General features: G+C 42.4%; 24 protein-coding genes and 1 tRNA gene. 11 read left to right on the top strand and 14 right to left on the bottom strand.

From position 1 onward, the window contains the following. Positions 1 to 105: 105 nt before the first annotated feature. Positions 106 to 1,239: a tRNA guanosine(34) transglycosylase Tgt gene (gene tgt / locus LZG94_RS25685; protein ID WP_233794519.1), complete on the bottom strand. Its 1,134-nt coding sequence runs from the start codon at positions 1,237 to 1,239 to the stop codon at positions 106 to 108. A 109-nt stretch (positions 1,240 to 1,348) separates the two neighbouring features. Between tgt and LZG94_RS25680 the strand changes: the two genes are divergently transcribed. The 4 genes from LZG94_RS25680 to LZG94_RS25665 all read left to right on the top strand — a co-directional run bounded on the left by LZG94_RS25680 (position 1,349) and on the right by LZG94_RS25665 (position 3,550). Then, a complete protein-coding gene (locus tag LZG94_RS25680; RefSeq protein ID WP_233794518.1) occupies positions 1,349 to 2,479 on the top strand; it encodes a glycosyltransferase in 1,131 nt (376 codons plus the stop codon). After that, positions 2,470 to 3,090: a 16S rRNA (guanine(527)-N(7))-methyltransferase RsmG gene (gene rsmG / locus LZG94_RS25675; protein WP_233794517.1), complete on the top strand. Its 621-nt coding sequence runs from the start codon at positions 2,470 to 2,472 to the stop codon at positions 3,088 to 3,090. Before LZG94_RS25680 ends, rsmG begins: the two co-directional genes overlap by 10 nt. 20 nt (positions 3,091 to 3,110) lie before the next feature. Beyond that, positions 3,111 to 3,392 (top strand): hypothetical protein, encoded by a 282-nt coding sequence (locus LZG94_RS25670; RefSeq protein WP_215235994.1) that lies wholly within the window; start codon positions 3,111 to 3,113, stop codon positions 3,390 to 3,392. Between the two features lie 84 nt (positions 3,393 to 3,476). Beyond that, positions 3,477 to 3,550, top strand: a tRNA-Asn gene (locus LZG94_RS25665). A gap of 284 nt (positions 3,551 to 3,834) precedes the next feature. Here the strand turns inward: LZG94_RS25665 and LZG94_RS25660 are convergent. Next, positions 3,835 to 5,067, bottom strand: a complete 1,233-nt coding sequence (locus LZG94_RS25660; protein ID WP_233794516.1) for a hypothetical protein — start codon at positions 5,065 to 5,067, stop codon at positions 3,835 to 3,837. A gap of 256 nt (positions 5,068 to 5,323) precedes the next feature. Next, the gene (locus tag LZG94_RS25655) at positions 5,324 to 6,754 is read right to left on the bottom strand and encodes a hypothetical protein (RefSeq protein ID WP_233794515.1); all 1,431 of its coding nucleotides are present in this window, start codon (positions 6,752 to 6,754) and stop codon (positions 5,324 to 5,326) included. A 147-nt stretch (positions 6,755 to 6,901) separates the two neighbouring features. Between LZG94_RS25655 and LZG94_RS25650 the strand changes: the two genes are divergently transcribed. Then, positions 6,902 to 7,420, top strand: coding sequence for a hypothetical protein (locus LZG94_RS25650; RefSeq protein ID WP_233794514.1), 519 nt, complete (start codon positions 6,902 to 6,904; stop codon positions 7,418 to 7,420). Beyond that, positions 7,417 to 8,106, top strand: a complete 690-nt coding sequence (locus tag LZG94_RS25645) for a nucleotidyl transferase AbiEii/AbiGii toxin family protein (RefSeq protein WP_233794513.1) — start codon at positions 7,417 to 7,419, stop codon at positions 8,104 to 8,106. The genes LZG94_RS25650 and LZG94_RS25645 overlap by 4 nt, the downstream gene beginning before the upstream one ends. Positions 8,107 to 8,114: 8 nt before the next feature. On the opposite strand, the gene LZG94_RS25640 is transcribed toward LZG94_RS25645, so the two are convergent. The 7 genes from LZG94_RS25640 to LZG94_RS25610 all read right to left on the bottom strand — a co-directional run bounded on the left by LZG94_RS25640 (position 8,115) and on the right by LZG94_RS25610 (position 14,336). Further along, entirely contained in the window at positions 8,115 to 8,699 is a 585-nt protein-coding gene (locus LZG94_RS25640; protein ID WP_233794512.1) for a hypothetical protein, read from the bottom strand. After that, on the bottom strand, positions 8,696 to 9,631 hold the full coding sequence (locus LZG94_RS25635) for a relaxase/mobilization nuclease domain-containing protein (protein ID WP_233794511.1): 936 nt from the start codon (positions 9,629 to 9,631) through the stop codon (positions 8,696 to 8,698). The genes LZG94_RS25640 and LZG94_RS25635 overlap by 4 nt, the downstream gene beginning before the upstream one ends. After that, positions 9,621 to 10,037, bottom strand: a complete 417-nt coding sequence (locus LZG94_RS25630) for a MobC family plasmid mobilization relaxosome protein (protein ID WP_233794510.1) — start codon at positions 10,035 to 10,037, stop codon at positions 9,621 to 9,623. Before LZG94_RS25630 ends, LZG94_RS25635 begins: the two co-directional genes overlap by 11 nt. 85 nt (positions 10,038 to 10,122) lie before the next feature. Further along, a complete protein-coding gene (locus LZG94_RS25625; RefSeq protein WP_233794509.1) occupies positions 10,123 to 11,067 on the bottom strand; it encodes a toprim domain-containing protein in 945 nt (314 codons plus the stop codon). A 241-nt stretch (positions 11,068 to 11,308) separates the two neighbouring features. Continuing rightward, on the bottom strand, positions 11,309 to 12,538 hold the full coding sequence (locus tag LZG94_RS25620; RefSeq protein WP_233794508.1) for a primase-helicase family protein: 1,230 nt from the start codon (positions 12,536 to 12,538) through the stop codon (positions 11,309 to 11,311). 11 nt (positions 12,539 to 12,549) lie between these two features. Then, a complete protein-coding gene (locus LZG94_RS25615) occupies positions 12,550 to 12,891 on the bottom strand; it encodes a helix-turn-helix domain-containing protein (protein WP_233794507.1) in 342 nt (113 codons plus the stop codon). 446 nt (positions 12,892 to 13,337) lie between these two features. Next, a complete protein-coding gene (locus tag LZG94_RS25610) occupies positions 13,338 to 14,336 on the bottom strand; it encodes a TolB family protein (RefSeq protein WP_233794506.1) in 999 nt (332 codons plus the stop codon). Between the two features lie 175 nt (positions 14,337 to 14,511). On the opposite strand from LZG94_RS25610, the gene LZG94_RS25605 reads away from it, so the two are divergent. From LZG94_RS25605 to LZG94_RS25585, 5 genes are all read left to right on the top strand, one after another. Then, a complete protein-coding gene (locus tag LZG94_RS25605) occupies positions 14,512 to 14,811 on the top strand; it encodes a hypothetical protein (protein WP_157486847.1) in 300 nt (99 codons plus the stop codon). Positions 14,812 to 14,817: 6 nt separating this feature from the next. Next, positions 14,818 to 15,195, top strand: coding sequence for a hypothetical protein (locus LZG94_RS25600; protein WP_233794505.1), 378 nt, complete (start codon positions 14,818 to 14,820; stop codon positions 15,193 to 15,195). A gap of 166 nt (positions 15,196 to 15,361) precedes the next feature. After that, the gene (locus LZG94_RS26635) at positions 15,362 to 15,586 is read left to right on the top strand and encodes a Kazal-type serine protease inhibitor (RefSeq protein ID WP_233794504.1); all 225 of its coding nucleotides are present in this window, start codon (positions 15,362 to 15,364) and stop codon (positions 15,584 to 15,586) included. Between the two features lie 1,000 nt (positions 15,587 to 16,586). Next, positions 16,587 to 16,883 (top strand): hypothetical protein, encoded by a 297-nt coding sequence (locus tag LZG94_RS25590; RefSeq protein ID WP_233794503.1) that lies wholly within the window; start codon positions 16,587 to 16,589, stop codon positions 16,881 to 16,883. Between the two features lie 7 nt (positions 16,884 to 16,890). Continuing rightward, entirely contained in the window at positions 16,891 to 17,322 is a 432-nt protein-coding gene (locus tag LZG94_RS25585; protein WP_233794502.1) for a hypothetical protein, read from the top strand. A 198-nt stretch (positions 17,323 to 17,520) separates the two neighbouring features. Here LZG94_RS25585 and LZG94_RS25580 read toward each other — a convergent pair whose 3' ends face one another. The 4 genes from LZG94_RS25580 to LZG94_RS25565 all read right to left on the bottom strand — a co-directional run bounded on the left by LZG94_RS25580 (position 17,521) and on the right by LZG94_RS25565 (position 20,150). Next, positions 17,521 to 17,823 (bottom strand): hypothetical protein, encoded by a 303-nt coding sequence (locus LZG94_RS25580; protein ID WP_233794501.1) that lies wholly within the window; start codon positions 17,821 to 17,823, stop codon positions 17,521 to 17,523. A 121-nt stretch (positions 17,824 to 17,944) separates the two neighbouring features. Continuing rightward, positions 17,945 to 18,367 carry a hypothetical protein gene (locus tag LZG94_RS25575; RefSeq protein ID WP_233794500.1) on the bottom strand — a complete coding sequence of 141 codons (423 nt, stop codon included), beginning with the start codon at positions 18,365 to 18,367 and terminating at the stop codon, positions 17,945 to 17,947. A gap of 449 nt (positions 18,368 to 18,816) precedes the next feature. Next, positions 18,817 to 19,020 carry a hypothetical protein gene (locus LZG94_RS25570; RefSeq protein WP_233794499.1) on the bottom strand — a complete coding sequence of 68 codons (204 nt, stop codon included), beginning with the start codon at positions 19,018 to 19,020 and terminating at the stop codon, positions 18,817 to 18,819. A gap of 134 nt (positions 19,021 to 19,154) precedes the next feature. Further along, entirely contained in the window at positions 19,155 to 20,150 is a 996-nt protein-coding gene (locus tag LZG94_RS25565) for a hypothetical protein (RefSeq protein ID WP_233794498.1), read from the bottom strand. Between the last annotated feature and the right edge of the window lie 24 nt (positions 20,151 to 20,174).

Genomic DNA, 20,174 nt, shown 5'->3' with positions numbered 1-20,174 from the left:
TAGGTTAACAATATCATTAAATCAACCGAAGTACACCAGAATTGGAAAAAGTTTCAGGATTTTTCATTTTAATTTTTCCCGAAAGAAATGCCGATTCTGCAACTTTCAAAGCCGTTGATTTATTTTTTTTTCTATTTCCCTCTTCCAGGAAACAAAATTCCCTTCCTTGATTTTTTCCCTCGCACTCCGCACCAGCCAAAGGTAAAAAGTGAGATTATGCACACTTGCAATTTGTGCGCCAAGCATTTCATCCGATTTGATCAGATGACGCAGATACGCTTTTGAATAGAAAGTGCTCACATAACCACCCAGGCCGGCATCAATCGCCGAGAAATCATCCTTCCATTTCTCATTCCTGATATTGATCACTCCCTCCGTAGTAAAAATCATGCCATTACGGGCGTTTCTGGTAGGCATTACACAGTCGAACATATCTACCCCCAAAGCAATACATTCCAGGATATTCGCAGGGGTTCCAACTCCCATGAGGTACCTTGGTTTATTTTCCGGTAAAATGTCGCAAACCACTTCCGTCAGTTCGTACATAATCTCGGCCGGCTCCCCTACTGACAGTCCGCCTATTGCATTCCCTTCCCGGTCACAAGAAGCAATATATTCCGCCGACTGTTTTCTGAGATCTTTATACACACTGCCTTGTACGATCGGGAAAAGTGTCTGATTGTGTCCGTAAAGCGGAGTTGTACTGTCAAATCTTTCGCAGCAGCGCGTCAGCCAGCGGTGAGTCATTTCCATAGATTGCCGAGCATACGAAAATTCGCAGGGATATGGTGTGCATTCGTCGAACGCCATGATAATGTCTGCTCCGATCGTGCGTTGAATATCCATCACATTTTCCGGCGTGAATGTGTGTACGCCACCGTCAATGTGTGACTTAAATACCACACCTGCTTCATTTATCTTCCTTCCGGTACCTGCCAGCGAGTAAACCTGGTAGCCGCCGCTATCGGTAAGGATCGGTTTATCCCAACCATTAAATGCATGCAAGCCGCCCGCCCTACCAATAATATCGAGCCCGGGGCGAAGGTAAAGATGATATGTATTTCCAAGAATAATCTGTGCCTGAATATCGTCGTGCAACTCGCGCTGATGAACTGCTTTTACTGTACCCGCAGTCCCCACCGGCATGAATATCGGTGTTTCAATTATTCCGTGATCTGTTTCAATGAACCCTGCCCGCGCCTTCGATCCGGGGTCTTTCGCCTCTAATGTAAACTTCATTTAAATTTTAAATTTCTGCCCTGCAAAAATAGATTGAAGGTCTCGAAGAATCCTGACAATGACTGTATATTTGTGACAATATGGTAAAAATTTACTTCTCTCTTCTATTGTGGCCGACTCTTTACTCTATGCGCTAGCGGCGTTCGTTTCAGTACAATTATTCTATTATCTCTTCTTTTTTACAAGACTTGCATTTTATGAAAAAGGCGCGAACTACGGCAATTCAAGGCCGGGAGTAACTGTACTGGTATGCGCATGGAATGAGAAGGAAAATCTGACTGAGTTGCTGCCGCTGCTAGACGCACAGGAATATCCCGAATTTGAAGTGATCCTGCTCGACGACAGGTCTGACGATGGAAGCGAAGATTATATCCGCAGCAACATATTCAATTGGAAACATATCAGGTACATCCGGATCAACGATCAGTTTGATCACGTAACACCGAAAAAGTACGCGTTGACAGTCGGAATGAAGCAGGCCAAATATCCGATCGCATTGATGACCGACGCCGATTGCCGGCCCTCTTCCACACATTGGATCACCGCGATGACCTCCCGCGTGACGGAAGACAAGGATATCGTTTTGGGTTTCTCTCCCTATTCTAAAAATGCAGGTTTGCTCAACTGGTTTATCCGCGTCGAAACCTTTTACACCGCCGTTCAATACCTATCGTTCGCGCTCGCCGGAATGACCTACATGGGTGTCGGACGTAACATATTATATAAGCGTTCTGTTTTCTTCGCGAATAAGGGTTTTTATAAGCACAAAAATGTATTCGGCGGCGATGACGATATTTTCCTGAATGAAGTATCAAACAGCTCAAACACCACCGTTTCAATCGAGGAAGATTCATTTGTTTATTCTATCCCAAAAACGACCTGGAAAGCGTGGTACCGTCAGAAACAGCGGCATATTTCGGTAAGTAAATACTATAAGATGCGGAACAAGATCTTGTTGGCCCTGCTTTCCGGCAGCCACATTGCGATCTGGCTCCTGGGACTGGCCGCATTAGCCTTTGGACTCATCACCAGAGACTTTCTTTATCTGCAATACTTAGGGATCATCGTGGGAGCCAGGTGGGTGATCCAATGGTTTTTATTGATCGTTATTAATTTGAAGCTGGATAAAACGGTAGAGTGGTTCAGTTTTTTGCTGATGGATTTTGCGTTATTCGCCTATTATACCGTTTTCGGATTTGTTACTCTACTTAAAAGAAGGCCTCGCCGGACATGGAATTAATCAATAAATATTTTCCCGAACTTACTGATGATCAACGTAGTAAGTTTAGCGAAATGGAAGGACTATATCAATATTGGAATGCACGGGTCAATGTGATTTCGAGGCAGGATATTGATACCTTATATGAAAGACACGTTTTGCATTCACTGGGTATTGCCAAAGTGCAGCCGTTCAAATCAGGAACAAGCGTTTTGGACGTAGGTACCGGCGGCGGATTTCCGGGTATTCCGCTCGCGATTATGTTTCCCGATGCGCAGTTTCATTTGGTGGATAGTATAGGAAAAAAGATCCGCGTTGTGCAGGAAATCGCCGATGCATTGAAGCTGACCAACGTAAAAGCCGAGCAGATCAGGGCCGAGAAGCTGGACGATTCTTACGAATTTGTGGTGAGCAGAGCGGTTACCCGCATTACTCCGTTCGTAGGCTGGGTCAGGAAAAACATCAGCCGAAATTCCTTTCACGAACTCAGGAACGGAATTTTATACCTAAAAGGCGGTGACCTGACCGAAGAGCTGGCAGAATTACCACACAAAAAGCGCATTTTCGAGCTATCGGACTATTTCAACGAAGAATTCTTTGAGACGAAGAAGGTCGTCTACGTACCTTTATAAAAATTTAATAACCTAATCTTATGAACGAACAATTCAGCGCCAGTGGACTAATGAATCCATTTTTTCCGGATAAAGTAACATTCGGTGATAAAGGTGTAACATTCAAAGTGAGCAAGCTTTTCAGAAGTACTGACAACTTTGTATTTTATTCCGACATTTCAGGTGTTGAAGTCGACAGTGGCATGTTTTTCTCGACGATCCGGGTGATCCCGAGAATGCGTCCTGAAATTATTATCAACAATTTTACGAAGGGAGATGCCAAGAAAGTCAAGGAGTTAATATTACAGAAGGTGCAGGCGTGACATTTTTTTAACGTTAATACTTGCGCTATATACCTTTGACGCTTACATTTGCACCATAATTCGAATAAACAACCGGGTTTACACTCCTGAATAGCTCAGCCGGTTAGAGCATCTGACTGTTAATCAGAGGGTCGTTGGTTCGAGCCCAACTTCGGGAGCCTGAAAATGAAGCACTTAGCATTAATTTGCTAGGTGCTTTTTTCTTTAGTTGCAATAAAAGTTGCAATAGTTGTGGATCAGTCCGAAAAGTTGGGGCGATCAAAAAGTTAATTGGTTTGCAACGAATCAATATTGAATGCATGGCAAGAGTCGCATTTAGCCCCTAGTCCGCTTCCTGTTACCTGAGGGTTTCCTCGATCACTTAGAACTTTTCAAAATCGTTGAAGGCCTCAGACAAGAGAAGATTTTACTGATCATAGAGGCATTAAGGACAAAGGGTTCATTAGAGAGATAAATAGGTTATATCAGCAAAATGAGCGGTCCCACTGAGCTTATCTACCAGCCATTTGGTCTCTCTTTTAAGCCGTTCGGTAGCAATGAGATGGGTAGCGACAACCAATTCTCCTGACCAATAGGTTCTAATAGTTATGCAAACCAAGCAGTCCATTCGAAGTTTTTCATAAAGTCGCGTCACTTCATCAAGATTCAACATGCTCGGCTGGTGAAACAAACCAAAATTAAACTCTGGAAGAGACTCGCTGTCGATAAAAATTATTTTCTCAATATCTTCTGAATCAATATGTTGTATCTTTTTTTGTTTTAGAACGGCCTCGAGATGTTTAAGGATTTCATGTTCCTCTATTGGAAACTTGAAATTGATTCCGCTATTAGGAACTGATTGACCCACCAAGCCATTTGAATAAAAAATAATATCGTGACCTTCATTTTTTAGCTGGTCTAATAGTTCATCACTAAAGTGCTCGGTTCTCACCAAGCCGTACTCACTGTCAACTTCGAAATTCATTGATTCACTTGTTTGAGCGGTGTTGAGGTGCTTGCGCAAGTGAATGAGATAAGTCGAAAAATGTGATCTGTACGCAGGTGTAATTCTTCCCTTAAAGTCAACGACAACTATTATGGGTGGAAGTTTAACAGTTTTCTCAATTAACAATATGAAGTCGGTCGCAACTCTTTTAAGGACATCAAATTCTATTCGTTTTGGAATCGCAGGTTTGGTACATTCAATTATGAATTTTTTGCCAGCCAGATAGCAAACACCATCGAGTGGCTTCCCATTACCTTCAGGCTTTTTTTCAACTGGAATTTGTTTTTGCTCGAGAAGCCTTATTATGTAAATTTCATAGAAAAAGTTTCGAAGGTTCTCTGCATGTACTCTCTTAGGATCGTTGTAGCCTCCTCTTAAATGCTCAAATTCTTTAACTACGTGGCGGGGAAGTGTGTGCAGGTAGTCCGTTAGCTTAGCAATTTTGTCCAAAGCAGCAATGCATTCAAAGCTATTTTTATTTGCCAACAGATCTACTATCCAAAAGTGTTTATCAATGGACTTATCCTCTCGCTCAGAAATTACAAAGTACTCGTCACCGAAATACAATTTTAGCGTTGTGTACACCCGATAAAACACTCCGCGGCTAATAGTCGGCCTTAGTAAAAATTCGGACGAAATATTTTTGCCATTATCTAACCATTCTTGCAATACATTTATTTTTCTTCCCATGCGATGACTTAGATTGTGGGCATTCGCAACCTTCTTTTGGCAAATTACCTTTTTGTCGAGACGGTTCAAAGCTCTCAAACTAATTTACACCTCTCCGACTAACACACATCCAGCCGCTAAACTCGATATCCCAATGGCCTTCAAAATCAGCGCAGAGAAGCGCGTGTGGTTAATGGCGAGTCTATGTAGATAGAACACACCGGCCCGGGCATTTTTGTAATGCCCGGGCCGGTGTTTGTTTTGATACAGCACTTTTTTAGTCTTCAACATCCTCAGGCTCATCCACACCCAGGGCCTTAACGATTTTTTCTTCACGTTTGGTCATCCTCTTCTTCGCTTTGCTTTCTAACATTGCGCCAATTTTCCCTAGGCCAGGAACGCCTTCCAACCGATCAATAGCAATTTGGAACTTATAACTCTGTTCCAGGGCCTCCATAATCGGGTGATCTGATACTTCATAATTAGAAATAAGCTTACCTGGATTCTCAGCCGAGACCTGGAGAAAGTTTGAAAGCAATTTAAATTTTAATTCCTCAGATTGTGCTTTGTCGTTAATATTTGAAATCTGAGTAGAGAGACCCTCATATGTTTTACTTAATACTTCTTTATGAGCATATTCCTCTATCAACCGTTTTGAAAGATTTAGTTTTTTGTTTGCCGAGTAAGTAAACCATAGAACAGGAATATACATTGGGATAATTGCGAGAACTAGTCTCGGAATTTTCATAATGACTTGTTCCAGAGTCACTCCTTGGTACAAAAATATGATACTAATGATCAAGGGAATTACACTAACACCTATCATGAGATAGATTCCGAGAGAGAAATTTTTCTGTAATTTCTCAGACGCTTCAACTTCATTGTCTTTTTTACTTGAAAATGCTGCGCTCAATCCTGCTGTTAAAGCGTTAGGCAATAAACTTGCTATTTCGTCCTTTACTGCCTTATAGCCCTCCTTATGCCCACTCTCAAATTCAGAATACTTAGTTGAATAATCGCTATGTAATTTTTCAACTTCCTCAAGTGCTGCTACGAGATTTTCAGAGAGTTTGTTGTAACTGGATTCTAATTCATCCTTTAAGCCTTCAATTTTGGTTGCATCGCCATCTTCATCGCTAGTTTCGGTGTATCCGAATATCTCGCGGTACAAGTCGTCAACCTCCCTTTTTCTTTTATTTAAAGCACTAAGACTTACCCCAGATTTGTCAAGATTCTCTTCAACTTTTAAAATGAACCCGTTGATCTCTTCTATCTTAGTTTCCAAGTCGGGATACTTGGTTGTAAATGCGTTTATTCTTGTTATACTTGTATCAACGTCTCTTAATCTTTGTTGATAGTTGATTTCAAGTTCTTCCAGCCTCCCAATAGTTTCTTGAATCGATTGTTCTTCTTCGTCAATATCTATTTTTGTTTTGTTGATCTGGCTAACAGCTGCTCGTGCAGTTTCTATCTCAACTTCAATTTGATTAACAAAATTAGAGGCTTCTTGGTAGCGTTCCTCAGCTTTATTTCGAAATTCCGCCGCTTTTCTTGAAGCTTGTGCAGCGTCTTTTTCCGAGTCTGTAGCCTTTTTTTGAATTTGCTTTTCTAACTCCTTTGCATACTTTTCATTGCGAATTAGCCGATCCCAGAGTTTTTTTCTTTCGTCCTCTAAATATTCAAGTTGTTTACCGTCAAATAGTCCCATGATATCATTATAGAGTAAGGTTTTAGCAATATAATTCAATTTCGAGATATCTGCTCAAACCTTACTAGACTGTTGCAGTTGGAAGATGACTTTTTTCGTTCGCTGTTCGCGATTTGCAAACAACGAACGAAATTGTATCTTTACTCCATGAAAGCTCATAACGGAATGCGTCCCTTGGACGTGGTGATATTGCTAAAAATCGTCTGTTTAGAAAGTAAGCCCTGGCAATACCGAGATTTATCTTCACAGCTTTATATAAGCGTGTCTGAAGTTTCGGAATCTTTAAGCCGGAGCCATATTGCGGGATTGATAGATGAAAGCAAAAAAAAGGTACGGGTTAATAACCTTGTCGAATTTATTGAATTCGGGTTGCCTTACGTCTTTCCAGCAGTGCCGGGGCAAATCGTAACCGGTGTTCCAACCGCGTATTCCAACCCCTTTTACAAATCACATTTTCTTGGGTCGGTTGATTACGTTTGGAAGGACGAGCAGGGAACTATGCGGGGTTTATCCATCGAACCGCTTCACAAAGGAGTAACAAAGGCAGTCTTAATGGATGAGGTACTTTACAAATTACTCTCCGGTATCGATATTTTGCGGGTTGGACGAGCGAGAGAGAAGAAAATGGCCTTGGAGCAAATGAAGATGTTAATCCTTAAGAAATGAGTCAAAGAGAGAATATTCTACGTATCAAAGCCGTATACGACGCGCTGGAAGAGCTGCAAGATTCTGCAATTTTTATCGGTGGGGCAACAGTAGCTTTATATGTACAGCGTATTGCAGAAGAAGTAAGGCCTACAGACGACGTAGATGTATTAATTGAAGTAACTGGTTACAAAGCTTATGCGGATTTGGAGGAAAAGTTACGGTCTAAGGGATTTACCAATGACATGGAATCCGGTGTAATCTGCAGATATAAAGTACAGGGAATTATTGTCGACGTAATGCCTACCGACAAACAGGTTCTCGGATTCAGTAATATCTGGTATCCGGAAGGCTTCAAAACGGCGGTAAAATATGATTTGGGAGAAGGTTACCATGTTAATATTTTCAAACCAGAATACCTTGTCGCAAGTAAGTTGGAGGCATTTAAGAATCGAGGCGGCAACGATGGAAGGACAAGTACCGACTTTGAAGATTTGGTGTACATTTTGAACCACCGCACGTCGTTGTGGGAGGAGATGCGTTTGGCGAAGGAAGATGTCAAGCTTTACTTGCAACAAGAATTCCAGAAAATACTCGAAAACGATTATTCCGAAGAATGGATCAGCGCCCATTTGGAATATGCAGAACAGAGGAGGGTAAACTATATCCTGGGTAATTTGACAGAATTTTGTTTTGGGTCAGTCTGACAAACCGATCACTCTTTTTTAAGCGATTTTAAGAGCTTGCGAGCATTTTCGGCCTCCTCCTGTTTTTTATTGAAATTGGCCTCCGCATCCTTCAATACCAACTCAAAATCTTCTCGTCGTTTAGTTTCCGCTAGCGCTGAGTCGGGATTATTGTGGTAGGTGCTATCCGCCCAAGCGACAAGCGCCGGATTGATCTGGCGAATCATTCTGTACTTAACATCATTTCCGGCAAGACGCCTACTTTCCCGATCGCTGCTAAAAGCCACTGCAATACTAATGGCCGTCGTAATCAAAAGTGTAATGGCTGACATAATAAAGCCCTTCGAGCGAAGATCAAAATGGTGGTGGTTTCTCACCTCCGTTGTTTTCGGAATATTTGCAATAGCTTGCTTGACTTCCGAAAAGTAAGACTCGAAGTATTGGCTTGATGGATTCTGCTTTAAATCCCTCTTTATTTCGATCAGGGCTTCTGAGAGTACCTTGTTTTGAGAATCAGCGGCAGTTTGGATCAGGTTCTCAATAGATGCATTCTTTCTGATCACAAGCGAAAGCACTTCTTCAATCGATTCGAGTTGTTCTTCTATCTTTTTCATAAGCTATGTCCTAAATATTGTTTGCGTTTTTTCTTTTTTGACGGATTGGTCATTGTTTGCTCTGGCAGTTGTGTGGGTTTAAACAGGTCGTCAAGCATCCGGTCATTCTGGCTTCCCTGCGGTAATGTGGTAGGCTGAAATCTCTCTTCTGATAAGGCAGGTTGATAAACCGGCTGCTTTTGAAACTGCTGCAACAGCGATTGTTTCTGATTCTGCCTGATTACTGCATCCAGTTTGCTAAAACTTAGGGCCCGGTCGATCTTTGACCCTTTGAATTGTAGACCGCTCTTTATGAAACTGAATTCCTGGATCTCATTTGTCCCAACCTTGTACTTAAAAACGATTTCGATTTCCTGACTTTCTAGTCTTGCCCTAAGCTCGTTCCAACTTTTAACCTCAGCGCTTGCTGCCTTGATCGCATCATGGAGCTCGTACTTAATCTTATCAGCCCCTTTGAGCTGCTGCCGATTGACCTGGCCTTTCCCATTTCCCAAATGATACCCATATTTAAGCGTGATCTCTTTACAGACTTTATGGTTCCTCTCTGTTTGAAACCGGTCTGAAATGGTCTTGCCTTCGTCATTTACTCGGTTATAGATGATGTGCAGATGCGGATGATTTTTATCCCGGTGCTCGACCAGGATAAACTGGGTACCGGTGATCTTCATCTTTTCCATATAGTCTAATGCACGTTGCTTCATAATCTCAGGCGAAAGCCGGGCTGCGTCTTCCTTGCTCCAACTCAGCGAGATATGCCCGACTGCCCTTGTCAAGTCAAGGTTTAATTTCCTTTGCATATTAAAATCATCGATCATGGAGCGCACTTGATCTGTTCTCACACCTTCGGCTAGTAACAGGCTCGCTTCCTGCTTTTCCATCGCATAGCGGATCACACCGCCGAAGCTGCTGCCAATCGTCACCTTACCGATCATCGCCGCCAATCTTTTTCAGGATTCTATCGATTTGCAAAAGCAGTTCTTTGCAGGATTGCCGTATGAATGTTAATCCTTCCTTATGGGCAAGGTGCGTCAGCTGATTCAGGTTGTTGGCCATGCCTGTCATCGTCCTTAAATGTTTGAGGTCATCAGGTTTTAACCTGGCCAAAACTTTTGCTTTCTTGGCAGCCAACCTGAACCAGGCGCTTGGTTTCATCCCGGCATCCTTGGCTTTTTCTTCGATCAAAAAACGCTCGGTTTCTGTCAGCCTGACCATGAGTTGGCTCTGCCGTTTTACTTTTTTAGGTGGCCTGCCACCTTTCGGGGTATGAAGTTTTCGGTCTTTAATTTCTGTCGTTTCCATCTCACATTCCATTATCTGTTTTAAACCTTTTGCGACCAACGGGAGAAAAAGGCAAGTTTCCAGTCACGCGGGAGCGGGACGGGTTTTTGCGAAGCGAAAACACAAACTTGCTCTCTGATGACTTTTACAAATGCAGCCCGCCAGACTTTTTGAAAGTCAGCTGCTTTTTTACTTCTTTTTGGCTTGATTTCTGACTGACTAAGTAGTCATTGACATCCTTGTACTGCTTGTAGATGATCGAGGCATCAACTGTTTTAAGACCTGCTGACTCATATTTTTCCTGCGTCTTTCTTCCAGCATTGTCATGGTCCAAATACAGGAAAATGCTGCGATACCTTTCCAAAATATCCAGGCTCCTGTCTGCCAGGCCCACCGAGTTGAGCACCAGAAAATCACTGCGAATCGGGTGAAGGCTTTTTTGCAGGGTGAGCAAGGAAAGGAAATCCATGAACCCTTCCACTACGCAGATCGACTTTGCCCCGTTTTCAATGTGGGTAATATCCTTGGGGGAAGTTGATCCTTTGAAGTGAGCATTTCTAAGCTCATAACCGCCGGACCTGTTTTCAAATCCTGCCGCGAAGTACTGTTTGTCTTCCAACTGATAATACACTTCCTTACAATACCGCTTTGCCACATCGATCGGAATAGCCCGGCTGTCCAGATAGCTGGTTATTGCCGGGTTGTTTCCTAGGGGCTTCACCTCGTTGATAGTGATAGCAGCAGCAGTAACTGGTTTTTTGCTAGCGCTTTGCCATATAGGTTTAGCCGACAACGCGGGATTGGGCATTTGCTGTTCAAAAAGAAAAAGGTCATTTATCTTTTCAATTAGGCTACTTGCATCCTGGTTGGGATAGAGCCTTTCTGCCAAGTCAAATAACTTCCCGCCCTGCATAAGGGCGTAGTCATACCATCGATTAATAACTGTATTGACTTTAAACGATGGGGAATGCTCGGACTCCCGGATTGGGGATACATACCATTGGTTTTCCCCCGTTTTATAGCTGGACTCGATACCGATTCTGTTTAGGAAATCAGTGATCGGCAGCTGATTTAATTGCTTGATATTCATGGTTTTGTTTTTTGATTAGCAGACACCTGTTTTAAGCAGGCTGGTAGAAGCCGTTTTTATGATGAGATGATGAGAAATCGATATAAATAATTGATAATGATATAAGTTACAGGCTCATCATGGCCTCATCAAGCATATTTGCCATGATGAGTTTTCTCATCGTGCTCATCAAATCTCATCATAAAATAAGATACTTTGATGAGCGTGTTATTCGTTGATAATTAACGAGTTGCGGTTCGTTTTACAACCCCTCATCAAACTTTTGGCTAATCCAGTCCATTGAAACGCTATAATACCTGCCTGTTGAATGCACTGCGGCAAGGTCATTGCAGCTGTTGTACAAATATGTCTGGTAGTTTAAACTGTTGGCTACCGGCTTCAATCCCCAATCGTTTTGCAGGACACTAGAAACCTGCTGTCGCGTCAGCCTTGGCATGTTCCGCTTCAACAGCTCGAGCATATCCTTGTTAGTGAATTCGAGCTTGCTGATGCCGGTATTCTCAAAGATCTCCCTGAGGATAAAGAGCATTTCCGTTTCCAGCCGGTTGCGGTTGCTTCGGATGACGCGCATCAATGCTTCAGTGCGGATTTGCCTTTCGGAAAACCACATTCTGGTTTGTGCTATTGGGACTGACAGATTTCGGCAAAGCAGATAATGCAGGAAGGCTGGAACCTCGCTAGCTATTAGATCCAGCAGATGGACATTTTCTGAGGGCAACACCGGCACCTTGCGTACCCAATACCGGGTTTCGGCCGGGTCAATGACAATAAAGTTCTCTTCATTGTTGGAGCACAGCACAAACTTGCCAAAGAACTCGGTTTCTTTTCGGTCCTTGCCTTTGGCTTCGACCTTCGAATTCCGGGCAGTGCTCAGGTTCTTGATCTTCTCTGAATCCTCCCTGCGGTCGAGCAGCACTTCATCGACGGCAATGATCAAAGTGTTCATCCAGTCGGAATTGAACTGCGAGCGGAAATCACTGTTGCCGTTAAAGGTCATGTTCTTTCCAAAGATCATTTTTAGAAAGTTCAGGAAAGTGGTCTTTCCTGTTTTGCGTTCTTTGGAAACCAGGCACAATACCGGAAGCTTCTGAGTTGGTCTTTGGTAAAGAAGGCTCAGATAATCCAGGCCGAGCTCAAACTGTTCGCCGAAAATGTGGCGTATAAACCCGAGCGTATTAACAGGATCCCCTGGTTCCGGTTTCGCTCCCAGTCGGTGGTAGAGATTATAAAAGTTTCCAACGATCTCTTTGTAATCCAAGTGATCAGGGACACAACAGAACCCGTCAAACTTTCTGATCTTCTTGATCTGGCTCGGTTCAAGATCTTGCCTGAGCATTTCGGCTGACCATGGGATCCACATCTCCATAAATTCCTTGCTGACTGTCGGCTGCATACACTTTTTGTAATAGCCGGTCTGTACCCGTATATAGCTGCCTGGCAGGTTCAACGGATAATTGTTGGCTGACATCATTGAGGAATAGCTTAGCGAAGTCTTCCTTTGCGTGTGCCCACCAAGGAGGGGAGTTGCTCGCGGAGTTCGGATATTGTTTGTTTCTTGCCGGACTTGATCCATTCTTCCAACTCGGACTTATAGAAGTAAAGCCTTTTGCCCTTCTTGCTGACGGGGATCTCACGGTGGCAGACTTTGCCATAAAGCGTCTGCACGGAAAGCTTAAGAAACTCAGCCGCCTGGGAAATCGTCATCAAGTCGATGGCTTGCGGAACGGCTTGTCGGGACTCTAAAAGAAGGTCTTGGATGCTGTCCAGCTTCTGGTGAAGCTCAGAAACTGCGCGGGGCAGCTGGTCAAATGAGTATTGCTCCATAACAATTGCTTTTTTTGTTTGATACCGCAATGTTATGTGCTTGGTTTGGTGGGTTACAAGGAGGAAGCCGTGTTACCATACCTTTACCTACCGATATTTATTGATTTTTTTTACTGCTTGAGACCGCAATGCGGAGTGCTGATATGATTCGCCACCGCGCCCAACAAGCCAAAGGGCAGAGCCCTCCTTTTGAGAACCAAAAAAGGAAAATAAAAGAGCTGGTGCAGCAGGCTGAAAAAAGCCCCGGTAGGAGCAGCAGAAAAAGAGAGGTTTCGGATTTAGAATGCATTAATTCTCCCGCACTAATTTTTCCAAATAGCGCAAGAGAATCAAATGAAGCAATATATTGTTAATGCTAGTTGCCACAGTTATGTTGACACCATTTCGAAACAACGGGTGTCGTGCTTCTTTGAACTATGGTAACTTTGATCCGACTTAGGAACAGATTACCAATTTTCTGTAAGCCCGGTCATATACAAATCGTAACCGCCTTTACCACCAGGTCTGTCCGACGAGAATAGCGTTAGGCGATAGGAGAAATTGTTTAATGCAGGAATGATTGGACGATACTCATTATGTGCCGTATTGATCCGGTCTCCAGCATTCACAGGAGCAGACCATTCCCCATTCTCATATCTAGCGTAGTAAATGTCTTGCCCGCCCTTGCCGCCTGGCCTGTCGGATACAAATACCATCATGTTATCTTGAAAGTAAGGACATTTATCGTCGCTGGCACTTGATAGTTCTTCCACCTTCCTCAGTGTATATTTTTTTGGGTTTATCAGGCTTTCTAGTGTAACATTTTCATTTTCCGTTCTGGGGATTGATAGTTCATGAATGTCAAAACTCCCATCGCGGTTCGAGCTAAAATAGATTTTATCACCTAGCCTTGAAAAACTTGGATAACCATCATCTTTTGAGGAGTTGAGAAGATCAAATTTAAAAGGACCTTCACTATTATTCTTGATCAGGTATTTGATCTCCATATTTCCTTCTGAATCGTCGGCATAAAAGAGCATAAAATCCTTCACATCGCCGTATGTGTTCAAATCATACCTGAAAGACAACGTTTTTGGTCCGTAAACATTAAAATCACCATTCGCTCGCCATGCAAGTGCATCTGTGGCAGAGAATTCTCCCAGATAATCGTAATTGACTGCTTTGTTTGATTTCTCCAGTCCCAGGTGCTTATCATAAGTGAATTGCGCCGGGAAATAAACTAGGTTCAAAAATTCTTTCTTGTCTCTTTTGGAAGAAAAAACGAGATGTGTTTGACCCGACTTGTTAGAGGGCAAGTTGGAATTATAATCATCAAATTCAGAGTTGAATTCGTCAAGGGGGACGACTTCGCTAAGAAATTTACCGTTTCTGTCCCCGTCGATTACATTTTCAGGCCAGCAGGCGGTGCACAAAAAGATTGTAACGAGTAAAGATGATTTTTTCATACCGTTTATAAGTAAACTTGAGTAGCCTAAGATAAAAATCTATGACAAGCCGCAATTAGTTTTAGTTGGAAAAGATATTGTATGAAAACTGAGAACGCAAGTAAATACCGATATAGGCTGCGTTGCAACCATTTAGGCCGAATTGTGGTCTGTGCTTTATAAACCGATCGGCATTATGAATAAGTCTATCCTAGTAATTGTGGGAATTCTGACAGCAATTATTGGCTTAACAGGCTGCTCGAAAGTTCAACCGGAGGAAAAAGCTGCTGTTATTGTAAATGTGGATTATACGATGTGTGGTGGATGTGGCGGCTGGTTTGTTCAAGTCGATTCAGCCAGGTATCGCGCTGATGTTGTTGCACCCTACAACAAAGAAAACACACCTGTTTGGATTCGCTATAAGAAAGACGAAAGTGAAGGGCTTAAAATCCATAATAGGTGGATTATCATTTCGTCAATACGTGACCGAAAATAGAGCATTATGAAATATCTATCAAAATTTTTCTGGCCAATTTTCTTAATATCCGTTTTGTTTTTGATAACAAACTGCAAAAGCGATGAGCCTGTTCAAGAAGCGGATATTGTATGTGGAGTTGCAGATCCCATAAACAACTTAAAATGGCTGAATGATGAATTTAAATCATTTCTTGGTGGACCGGGAGTAAATGGAATTGTCTTATACGAATACAATGGGAACCAGGTAATTGAGGTTCAGAATAGCCTTTTTAGTTCTACGAACATTCACCAACATTTGTGTAGTGGAGTAAAACTCGATTTACAGTCTCCACAGGCAATTAGTGATTATCGTGCCAAGCGAATAGAGGTTAAAGTCCTATATGGAACCAAGATGTGGCCATAACATAAGTTGATGTCATGTGTCCATGAAAACGTCCGATCGGTGCAACAGATCTAAACCATGATAAGTAGGGGAGGTTGTCTGGTAAAAGAGCCTTTTGTGAGAATTACAACATTCCTATTCATCAAGCGTCTATTTTTAATATTTTAACGATTAAATGAAATAGAGTATGAATCTCAAATTGCATCATCTACTTCTATTAATCATAATAGGATGTAGCGAAAAGGATCTAGACCGGAATTGCGCCGAGAAACCAAGAGACAATTCTGGGTGCTATGCGGTTTACAATCCGGTTTGCGGCTGCAATAGAAAGACATATAGTAATGACTGTGAAGCTCGCGCTCACGGCATAGAAACTTTTACCGCTGGCGAATGTCCTGGGAAAAGCAGATAGAATTCATGGTAAGTTCAAGTCTCCGTTATGGATAAAACGAAGCGAACTGCATTTTCCAACCAGTCGACTATAAAGATTGTCTCTATTGGGAGTTTACCTGTCTTAAATATTTGTTCATGAAGCACATACATATCTGCCTAGCATTCTCCTTTCTTTTGTTAGCCTCTTGTAAGGACAAGACGCCCGAAGGAGATTGCGGCTGCGCATCTAAACAGTACACAGCTATAAAAGATGTGCGCGTAAGCTACGTGAACGGCGGTATAAATACTTTTGCAGATGACAATCGTCTTGTGAACTCTTATGTACTCTGTACACGGCTCGATACTTTGGCAGAAAGCGCAAATGAACTAAAACCAGACTATATTATGAACGGCGAAATGAGAATGCCATGTTTCATGGGACCGACACTAATTCCACCGCAGCCGCTCCTCAAAGTGACTGCAATTAGAAAAATTCCCTAATACAATCGGAAAGAATTTATCTCACGAAACGTCGGATATTTATGACAATTACCACCGTTCCTAAGCGAAACGGTTGACATAGGAACCAATGGCCCGGAATGAGGCCAGTAGCCTTGACATGCCAACCATGGGTTAAATTGAATCTAATGAAAATGGCTCTGCTTCTGCATGTATAGATCACAAGATAATTGCTTGAAACATTTATGTCTGTTTCTAACCGATATACGTAGATCGGGATAGCCTTGTCAGACAAATTGAAAAAGCCCTGTTTAAATGACCATTTGTAATGTGATAACCAATTTTTTGAACTGTGATTAAACACAGAACAAGGGTGAAGGCAGTTTTTGGAAAGTTCTTCAATAGTGGAAGGACTTGGCACTTTTTGTAACTTGCTTTTGAGGGGCGCAGCAGATATGTTTAACCTTGGTCGGTTATTCGATGATGGCGATCCATCTCTTTTTTCATATAACTAGCTTGTATGGATAGGTTTGCAACCATTTAAGTCAAATATGGTCTTTGCTTTACAAACCGTTGGCAATATGAAAAAGACCATTCTGATTTATGTGAGCATTCTGATAGCAGCAGGGAGCTTATCAGGCTGCTCGGACGTGGAGCCTGAAAGGGCTGCTGTTATTATACAAAGGGATTATACAATGTGCGGTGCTTGTGGTGGCTGGTTCGTTCAAATTGATTCGGTCCGGTACCGAGCCGATGTTGCTGCACCTTATAACAAGGAATCTACGCCTGTTTGGATTCGGTTTAAAAAAGATGAAAGTGACGGGCTTAAAGTGTGGGGACGGTGGATCAACATTACTTCAATACGCAATCGAGAATAAAAAAGCGATGAAAAATCTATCAAAAGCCATTTTCTCAGCATCCTTAACGGTCATTTTGTTTTTGGCAACAAATTGCACTAATGAAGGTCCAATAGAAGACCCGATAAGGGGTCATGATATTCAAAGCGCTCTTAAAAGAGCTCAGGAATTGTGCAATCAAGATTCGATGGTGTGGTTATCTGATATGCTTCGCAAAGCCGAAGAAGATCGCACTAACAAGACTCACAAAGGCAATTACATAGGCATTGTTTCCCTGATTAAGTACCAAGGTCAACCAGTGGTGTACACTAATTTCGGGATGGGTAGCGGCGGAATTGCATTTTACCTGTTTGACTGTAACGGGAATTCGGTCAACTGTGAAGCAAATGATCAAGCTGGTAAACTTCCCAACCTAGCAAAAACAAAAGAGGCCGTCATTTACTCAAGTTTAGGGTTATAAGCCTTCCTACGATCGCACCCTTACTATCGCGTAACCTTTCATAACCTCTCTTACGAAACTGTGCGCCGGCCTAGCGGCCGACCAAAATCAGGCAGAAAAGTGCGTAAATAGCTAGATTATTGCATGGATTTTCAAGTCCTTAGTAAATTCTCACCTTCCTTTGAATTTGGCATCAAGAGAGGAGTGTAGCTATCTAGGTCAGCGGCGTTTCCGGATAGATCCGATCTTTATAAAATTGCAGGCGTGTATTTTGCTTCTAGTGGTATCAGATTCATATTTAACCCAAACTTTCAAACCTTTTTGATTCCTAAAGTCTTCAGGTACCGCAAGAGCAGGACGCTGATGAGACCCAAAATCGAATATCCAACCTGCACATGGATTGTATGTGTCATCGTGAAACCCAACCAGAACCGCTTCCACTTCTCCAGGACGAATTTCATCAGACTTGCGACATGCGTCAATAAGGACAACAAATAAGAGTAACGCAATAAATCTTTTCATCGGATAAGTTTTTATGAAGACCCTCATGGACCAGAATCGTTGGAATGATTCATCTTGTCTTAATAAACGCCTGTTTCCTGCACACCTTTCGGCAACGGCCAGGCCACTTCCAATAGGAGTTCTACTTAATTTTCACCGATTCTATAATCTGCATGAACGTATTTTCACTACTGCTTCTGCCGAAAAGCGTCAATCTAATTACCCCCAAATTATAATAGATCCCAATCAAGCCTTCGCCAGGTTTTCTTGGCTTCACCATCTTTATTGGGTACCCATCCCGATTACCTTCTGTAATGATATGCGTTTGTGCGGTTTCAGCAGTAAATCTATACGAATACATACCATAATCGTAAGCCAGAGTATCCTTGCCATCGGTAATGCCTCCCACCTTAGAATCGTAGCCCTGGGCGCTGAATTCTTTCCATTTTGAAGGTGCTTCTAGTGTGAATGTGTCAAAATCGAATGTCTTCCATTCGCTTCTTGGTTCTTCTTTATTGCATGCCAGCAACAGGCAACAAATTGTCAGATATATAATGGTTTTCATAACATCTGGTTTAATGTTTTTTGTTAAGAAACGGTTTTTGATCAAATGGTTGCAGCACCTAGATTTACTTAGTAACCGGCTGTAGCCTGTAGCAGATAACCTCCCTTTCCTGCGACGGGTGCTGGCCGTGATCTGACCCTTTAGAAAGATCCAAAAAGTGTATCATTTCGTTATCCCAGGAATCAATCCGTCACCTGTAACCACTTCACTGAGTTTGTGCGACACTTTTCTTAAACAGAGGAAATAGTATTTTCATCGCCGCTCTGCTATGCTGCATACGGCATCTTCTCATTTATAAAAATTTCCAGGGGTAACCCTAAGTGCTTGTGAAGGTTATGGATTTGCTGTAAGGTAAAGTACCGCTTACGGTTAAGTATTTCAGATACTCTTGACTTGGGGCCGATGAATTGCTCCAAATCTTTATTTTTCCAGCCATTTTCTTCCATTAGTTATTTAATTGCGTCAATTGGATCCGGATAAATTATAGGATTGTGCGTTTGTTCATAAGCATGCACCAAAGTGCTTATGACATCAAGTTCATCGTCCAATTCAGAATGAGGGGCTGGATTAAGAATAAGTAATTCATCAATGCGCCGAAGGGCATTTTGATAGTCTAATGCCGTTTTTATTGGGGTTACAGTTACTGTACTCATTGCTTGAATTGTTTGAACAATAATATGATTTACACGGTATTAGCATCAATCTTATCATATTCGGCATGTGTTTCAATCCACCGATAGACTATTTGCCGGTGAACCAGGATCACAGTATGACTTTCCGCAATACTTTACATTGAGCTATCACTTCCCTTCTTATTTCTGCCAATAGCAGCCAAAGCGGGCTCTCCGGTTCCTTTTCTGTTCACAATCAAAATTGGTGACTTGCAAATTTTAACATCTGACGATATAATTCCATTGAGATAGCCAGCCGTGAAGGATTTCACTTGGGAATTCGACACGTATTGGAAATGTTCAATGATCCAACTTTCAAGTTCTGCCTTGTTACAAGAAACGATCAAATTAGCCTCAATCAACTGCTTGAATGCATCTGCGAGCTGGTTACCGTTACTGTTGAAAAGCAGTTTCCCTTTCGGATAAACGTTGTTGGTTAGCAGCGAGAATAACAGCAGCTGATCTTTTTCATCAAAATATTCCTTAAATATTTTGAAAAACTGCTCGGCTACACCCTCAACAAATACCGGGTAGCGGCGAATACGGATTGGCAGCGGTTCACCATCAGTTTCCTGTTCTGCGTCGAAGGTTTTCTCCTGCATTTTTTCAAGCGCAGTGATTTCTGTGATAAACTCGGCCAAGCTTTCTTCTCTTTCCCTAATTGAATCGCAAAGGTCTTCAACAAATTCTGGAGTGATAATCGCGTCTGTCTTCCTAGGCTCCAGAAGATCATTGTAGAAGATCTCTGCAAACTCGATAACAAGCAGAAAGTTGTCCTGGAAGTTTTCTCCATTCGCCGGGCTATGACGGAAGTAATTTTCCCAGTACCTGTTGAATAGGAATAAAAGCTTCTTCGTCTGATCCAAATATGCTTTTCGCCTCCCTGGGTCTGCGCCTATAATGTCAATGACTGCGAGATCCTTCAAGATTTGCAGATGCTTTGCAAACTGCAATGAGAAATGCGGCGTCTGATGGGTAATATCATATCCTGATTTGAAGACTGGGCCGAGTTCCGCAGGTTCACGCTTGTCCCTGATTTCAGAAAGGCGAAGGTCAAATTTTTGTAAGAATGTGAAATATTCCTTGAAGTGTTCCATGCTTAGAAATTTCATTACTGGCTATCTAGACGATGTTCA

Origin of the sequence: Dyadobacter sp. CY343, assembly GCF_021390335.1 — a bacterium.
GTDB lineage: Bacteria > Bacteroidota > Bacteroidia > Cytophagales > Spirosomataceae > Dyadobacter.
This window is presented reverse-complemented; position numbering and strand designations above follow the sequence as displayed.

What these genes read in the sequence shown, in the direction of transcription:
- LZG94_RS25585 (WP_233794502.1), top strand. Translation starts at nt 16,891, where the DNA reads ATGAAAAATCTATCAAAAGCCATTTTCTCAGCATCCTTAACGGTCATT.
- LZG94_RS26635 (WP_233794504.1), top strand. Translation starts at nt 15,362, where the DNA reads ATGAATCTCAAATTGCATCATCTACTTCTATTAATCATAATAGGATGT.
- LZG94_RS25670 (WP_215235994.1), top strand. Translation starts at nt 3,111, where the DNA reads ATGAACGAACAATTCAGCGCCAGTGGACTAATGAATCCATTTTTTCCG.
- LZG94_RS25575 (WP_233794500.1), bottom strand. Translation starts at nt 18,367, where the DNA reads ATGAAAACCATTATATATCTGACAATTTGTTGCCTGTTGCTGGCATGC.
- LZG94_RS25655 (WP_233794515.1), bottom strand. Translation starts at nt 6,754, where the DNA reads ATGGGACTATTTGACGGTAAACAACTTGAATATTTAGAGGACGAAAGA.
- LZG94_RS25610 (WP_233794506.1), bottom strand. Translation starts at nt 14,336, where the DNA reads ATGAAAAAATCATCTTTACTCGTTACAATCTTTTTGTGCACCGCCTGC.
- LZG94_RS25645 (WP_233794513.1), top strand. Translation starts at nt 7,417, where the DNA reads ATGAGTCAAAGAGAGAATATTCTACGTATCAAAGCCGTATACGACGCG.
- LZG94_RS25635 (WP_233794511.1), bottom strand. Translation starts at nt 9,631, where the DNA reads ATGATCGGTAAGGTGACGATTGGCAGCAGCTTCGGCGGTGTGATCCGC.
- LZG94_RS25650 (WP_233794514.1), top strand. Translation starts at nt 6,902, where the DNA reads ATGAAAGCTCATAACGGAATGCGTCCCTTGGACGTGGTGATATTGCTA.
- LZG94_RS25660 (WP_233794516.1), bottom strand. Translation starts at nt 5,067, where the DNA reads ATGGGAAGAAAAATAAATGTATTGCAAGAATGGTTAGATAATGGCAAA.
- LZG94_RS25605 (WP_157486847.1), top strand. Translation starts at nt 14,512, where the DNA reads ATGAATAAGTCTATCCTAGTAATTGTGGGAATTCTGACAGCAATTATT.
- LZG94_RS25640 (WP_233794512.1), bottom strand. Translation starts at nt 8,699, where the DNA reads ATGAAAAAGATAGAAGAACAACTCGAATCGATTGAAGAAGTGCTTTCG.
- LZG94_RS25600 (WP_233794505.1), top strand. Translation starts at nt 14,818, where the DNA reads ATGAAATATCTATCAAAATTTTTCTGGCCAATTTTCTTAATATCCGTT.
- rsmG (WP_233794517.1), top strand. Translation starts at nt 2,470, where the DNA reads ATGGAATTAATCAATAAATATTTTCCCGAACTTACTGATGATCAACGT.
- LZG94_RS25580 (WP_233794501.1), bottom strand. Translation starts at nt 17,823, where the DNA reads ATGAAAAGATTTATTGCGTTACTCTTATTTGTTGTCCTTATTGACGCA.
- LZG94_RS25570 (WP_233794499.1), bottom strand. Translation starts at nt 19,020, where the DNA reads ATGAGTACAGTAACTGTAACCCCAATAAAAACGGCATTAGACTATCAA.
- LZG94_RS25590 (WP_233794503.1), top strand. Translation starts at nt 16,587, where the DNA reads ATGAAAAAGACCATTCTGATTTATGTGAGCATTCTGATAGCAGCAGGG.
- tgt (WP_233794519.1), bottom strand. Translation starts at nt 1,239, where the DNA reads ATGAAGTTTACATTAGAGGCGAAAGACCCCGGATCGAAGGCGCGGGCA.
- LZG94_RS25615 (WP_233794507.1), bottom strand. Translation starts at nt 12,891, where the DNA reads ATGGAGCAATACTCATTTGACCAGCTGCCCCGCGCAGTTTCTGAGCTT.
- LZG94_RS25565 (WP_233794498.1), bottom strand. Translation starts at nt 20,150, where the DNA reads ATGAAATTTCTAAGCATGGAACACTTCAAGGAATATTTCACATTCTTA.
- LZG94_RS25620 (WP_233794508.1), bottom strand. Translation starts at nt 12,538, where the DNA reads ATGATGTCAGCCAACAATTATCCGTTGAACCTGCCAGGCAGCTATATA.
- LZG94_RS25625 (WP_233794509.1), bottom strand. Translation starts at nt 11,067, where the DNA reads ATGAATATCAAGCAATTAAATCAGCTGCCGATCACTGATTTCCTAAAC.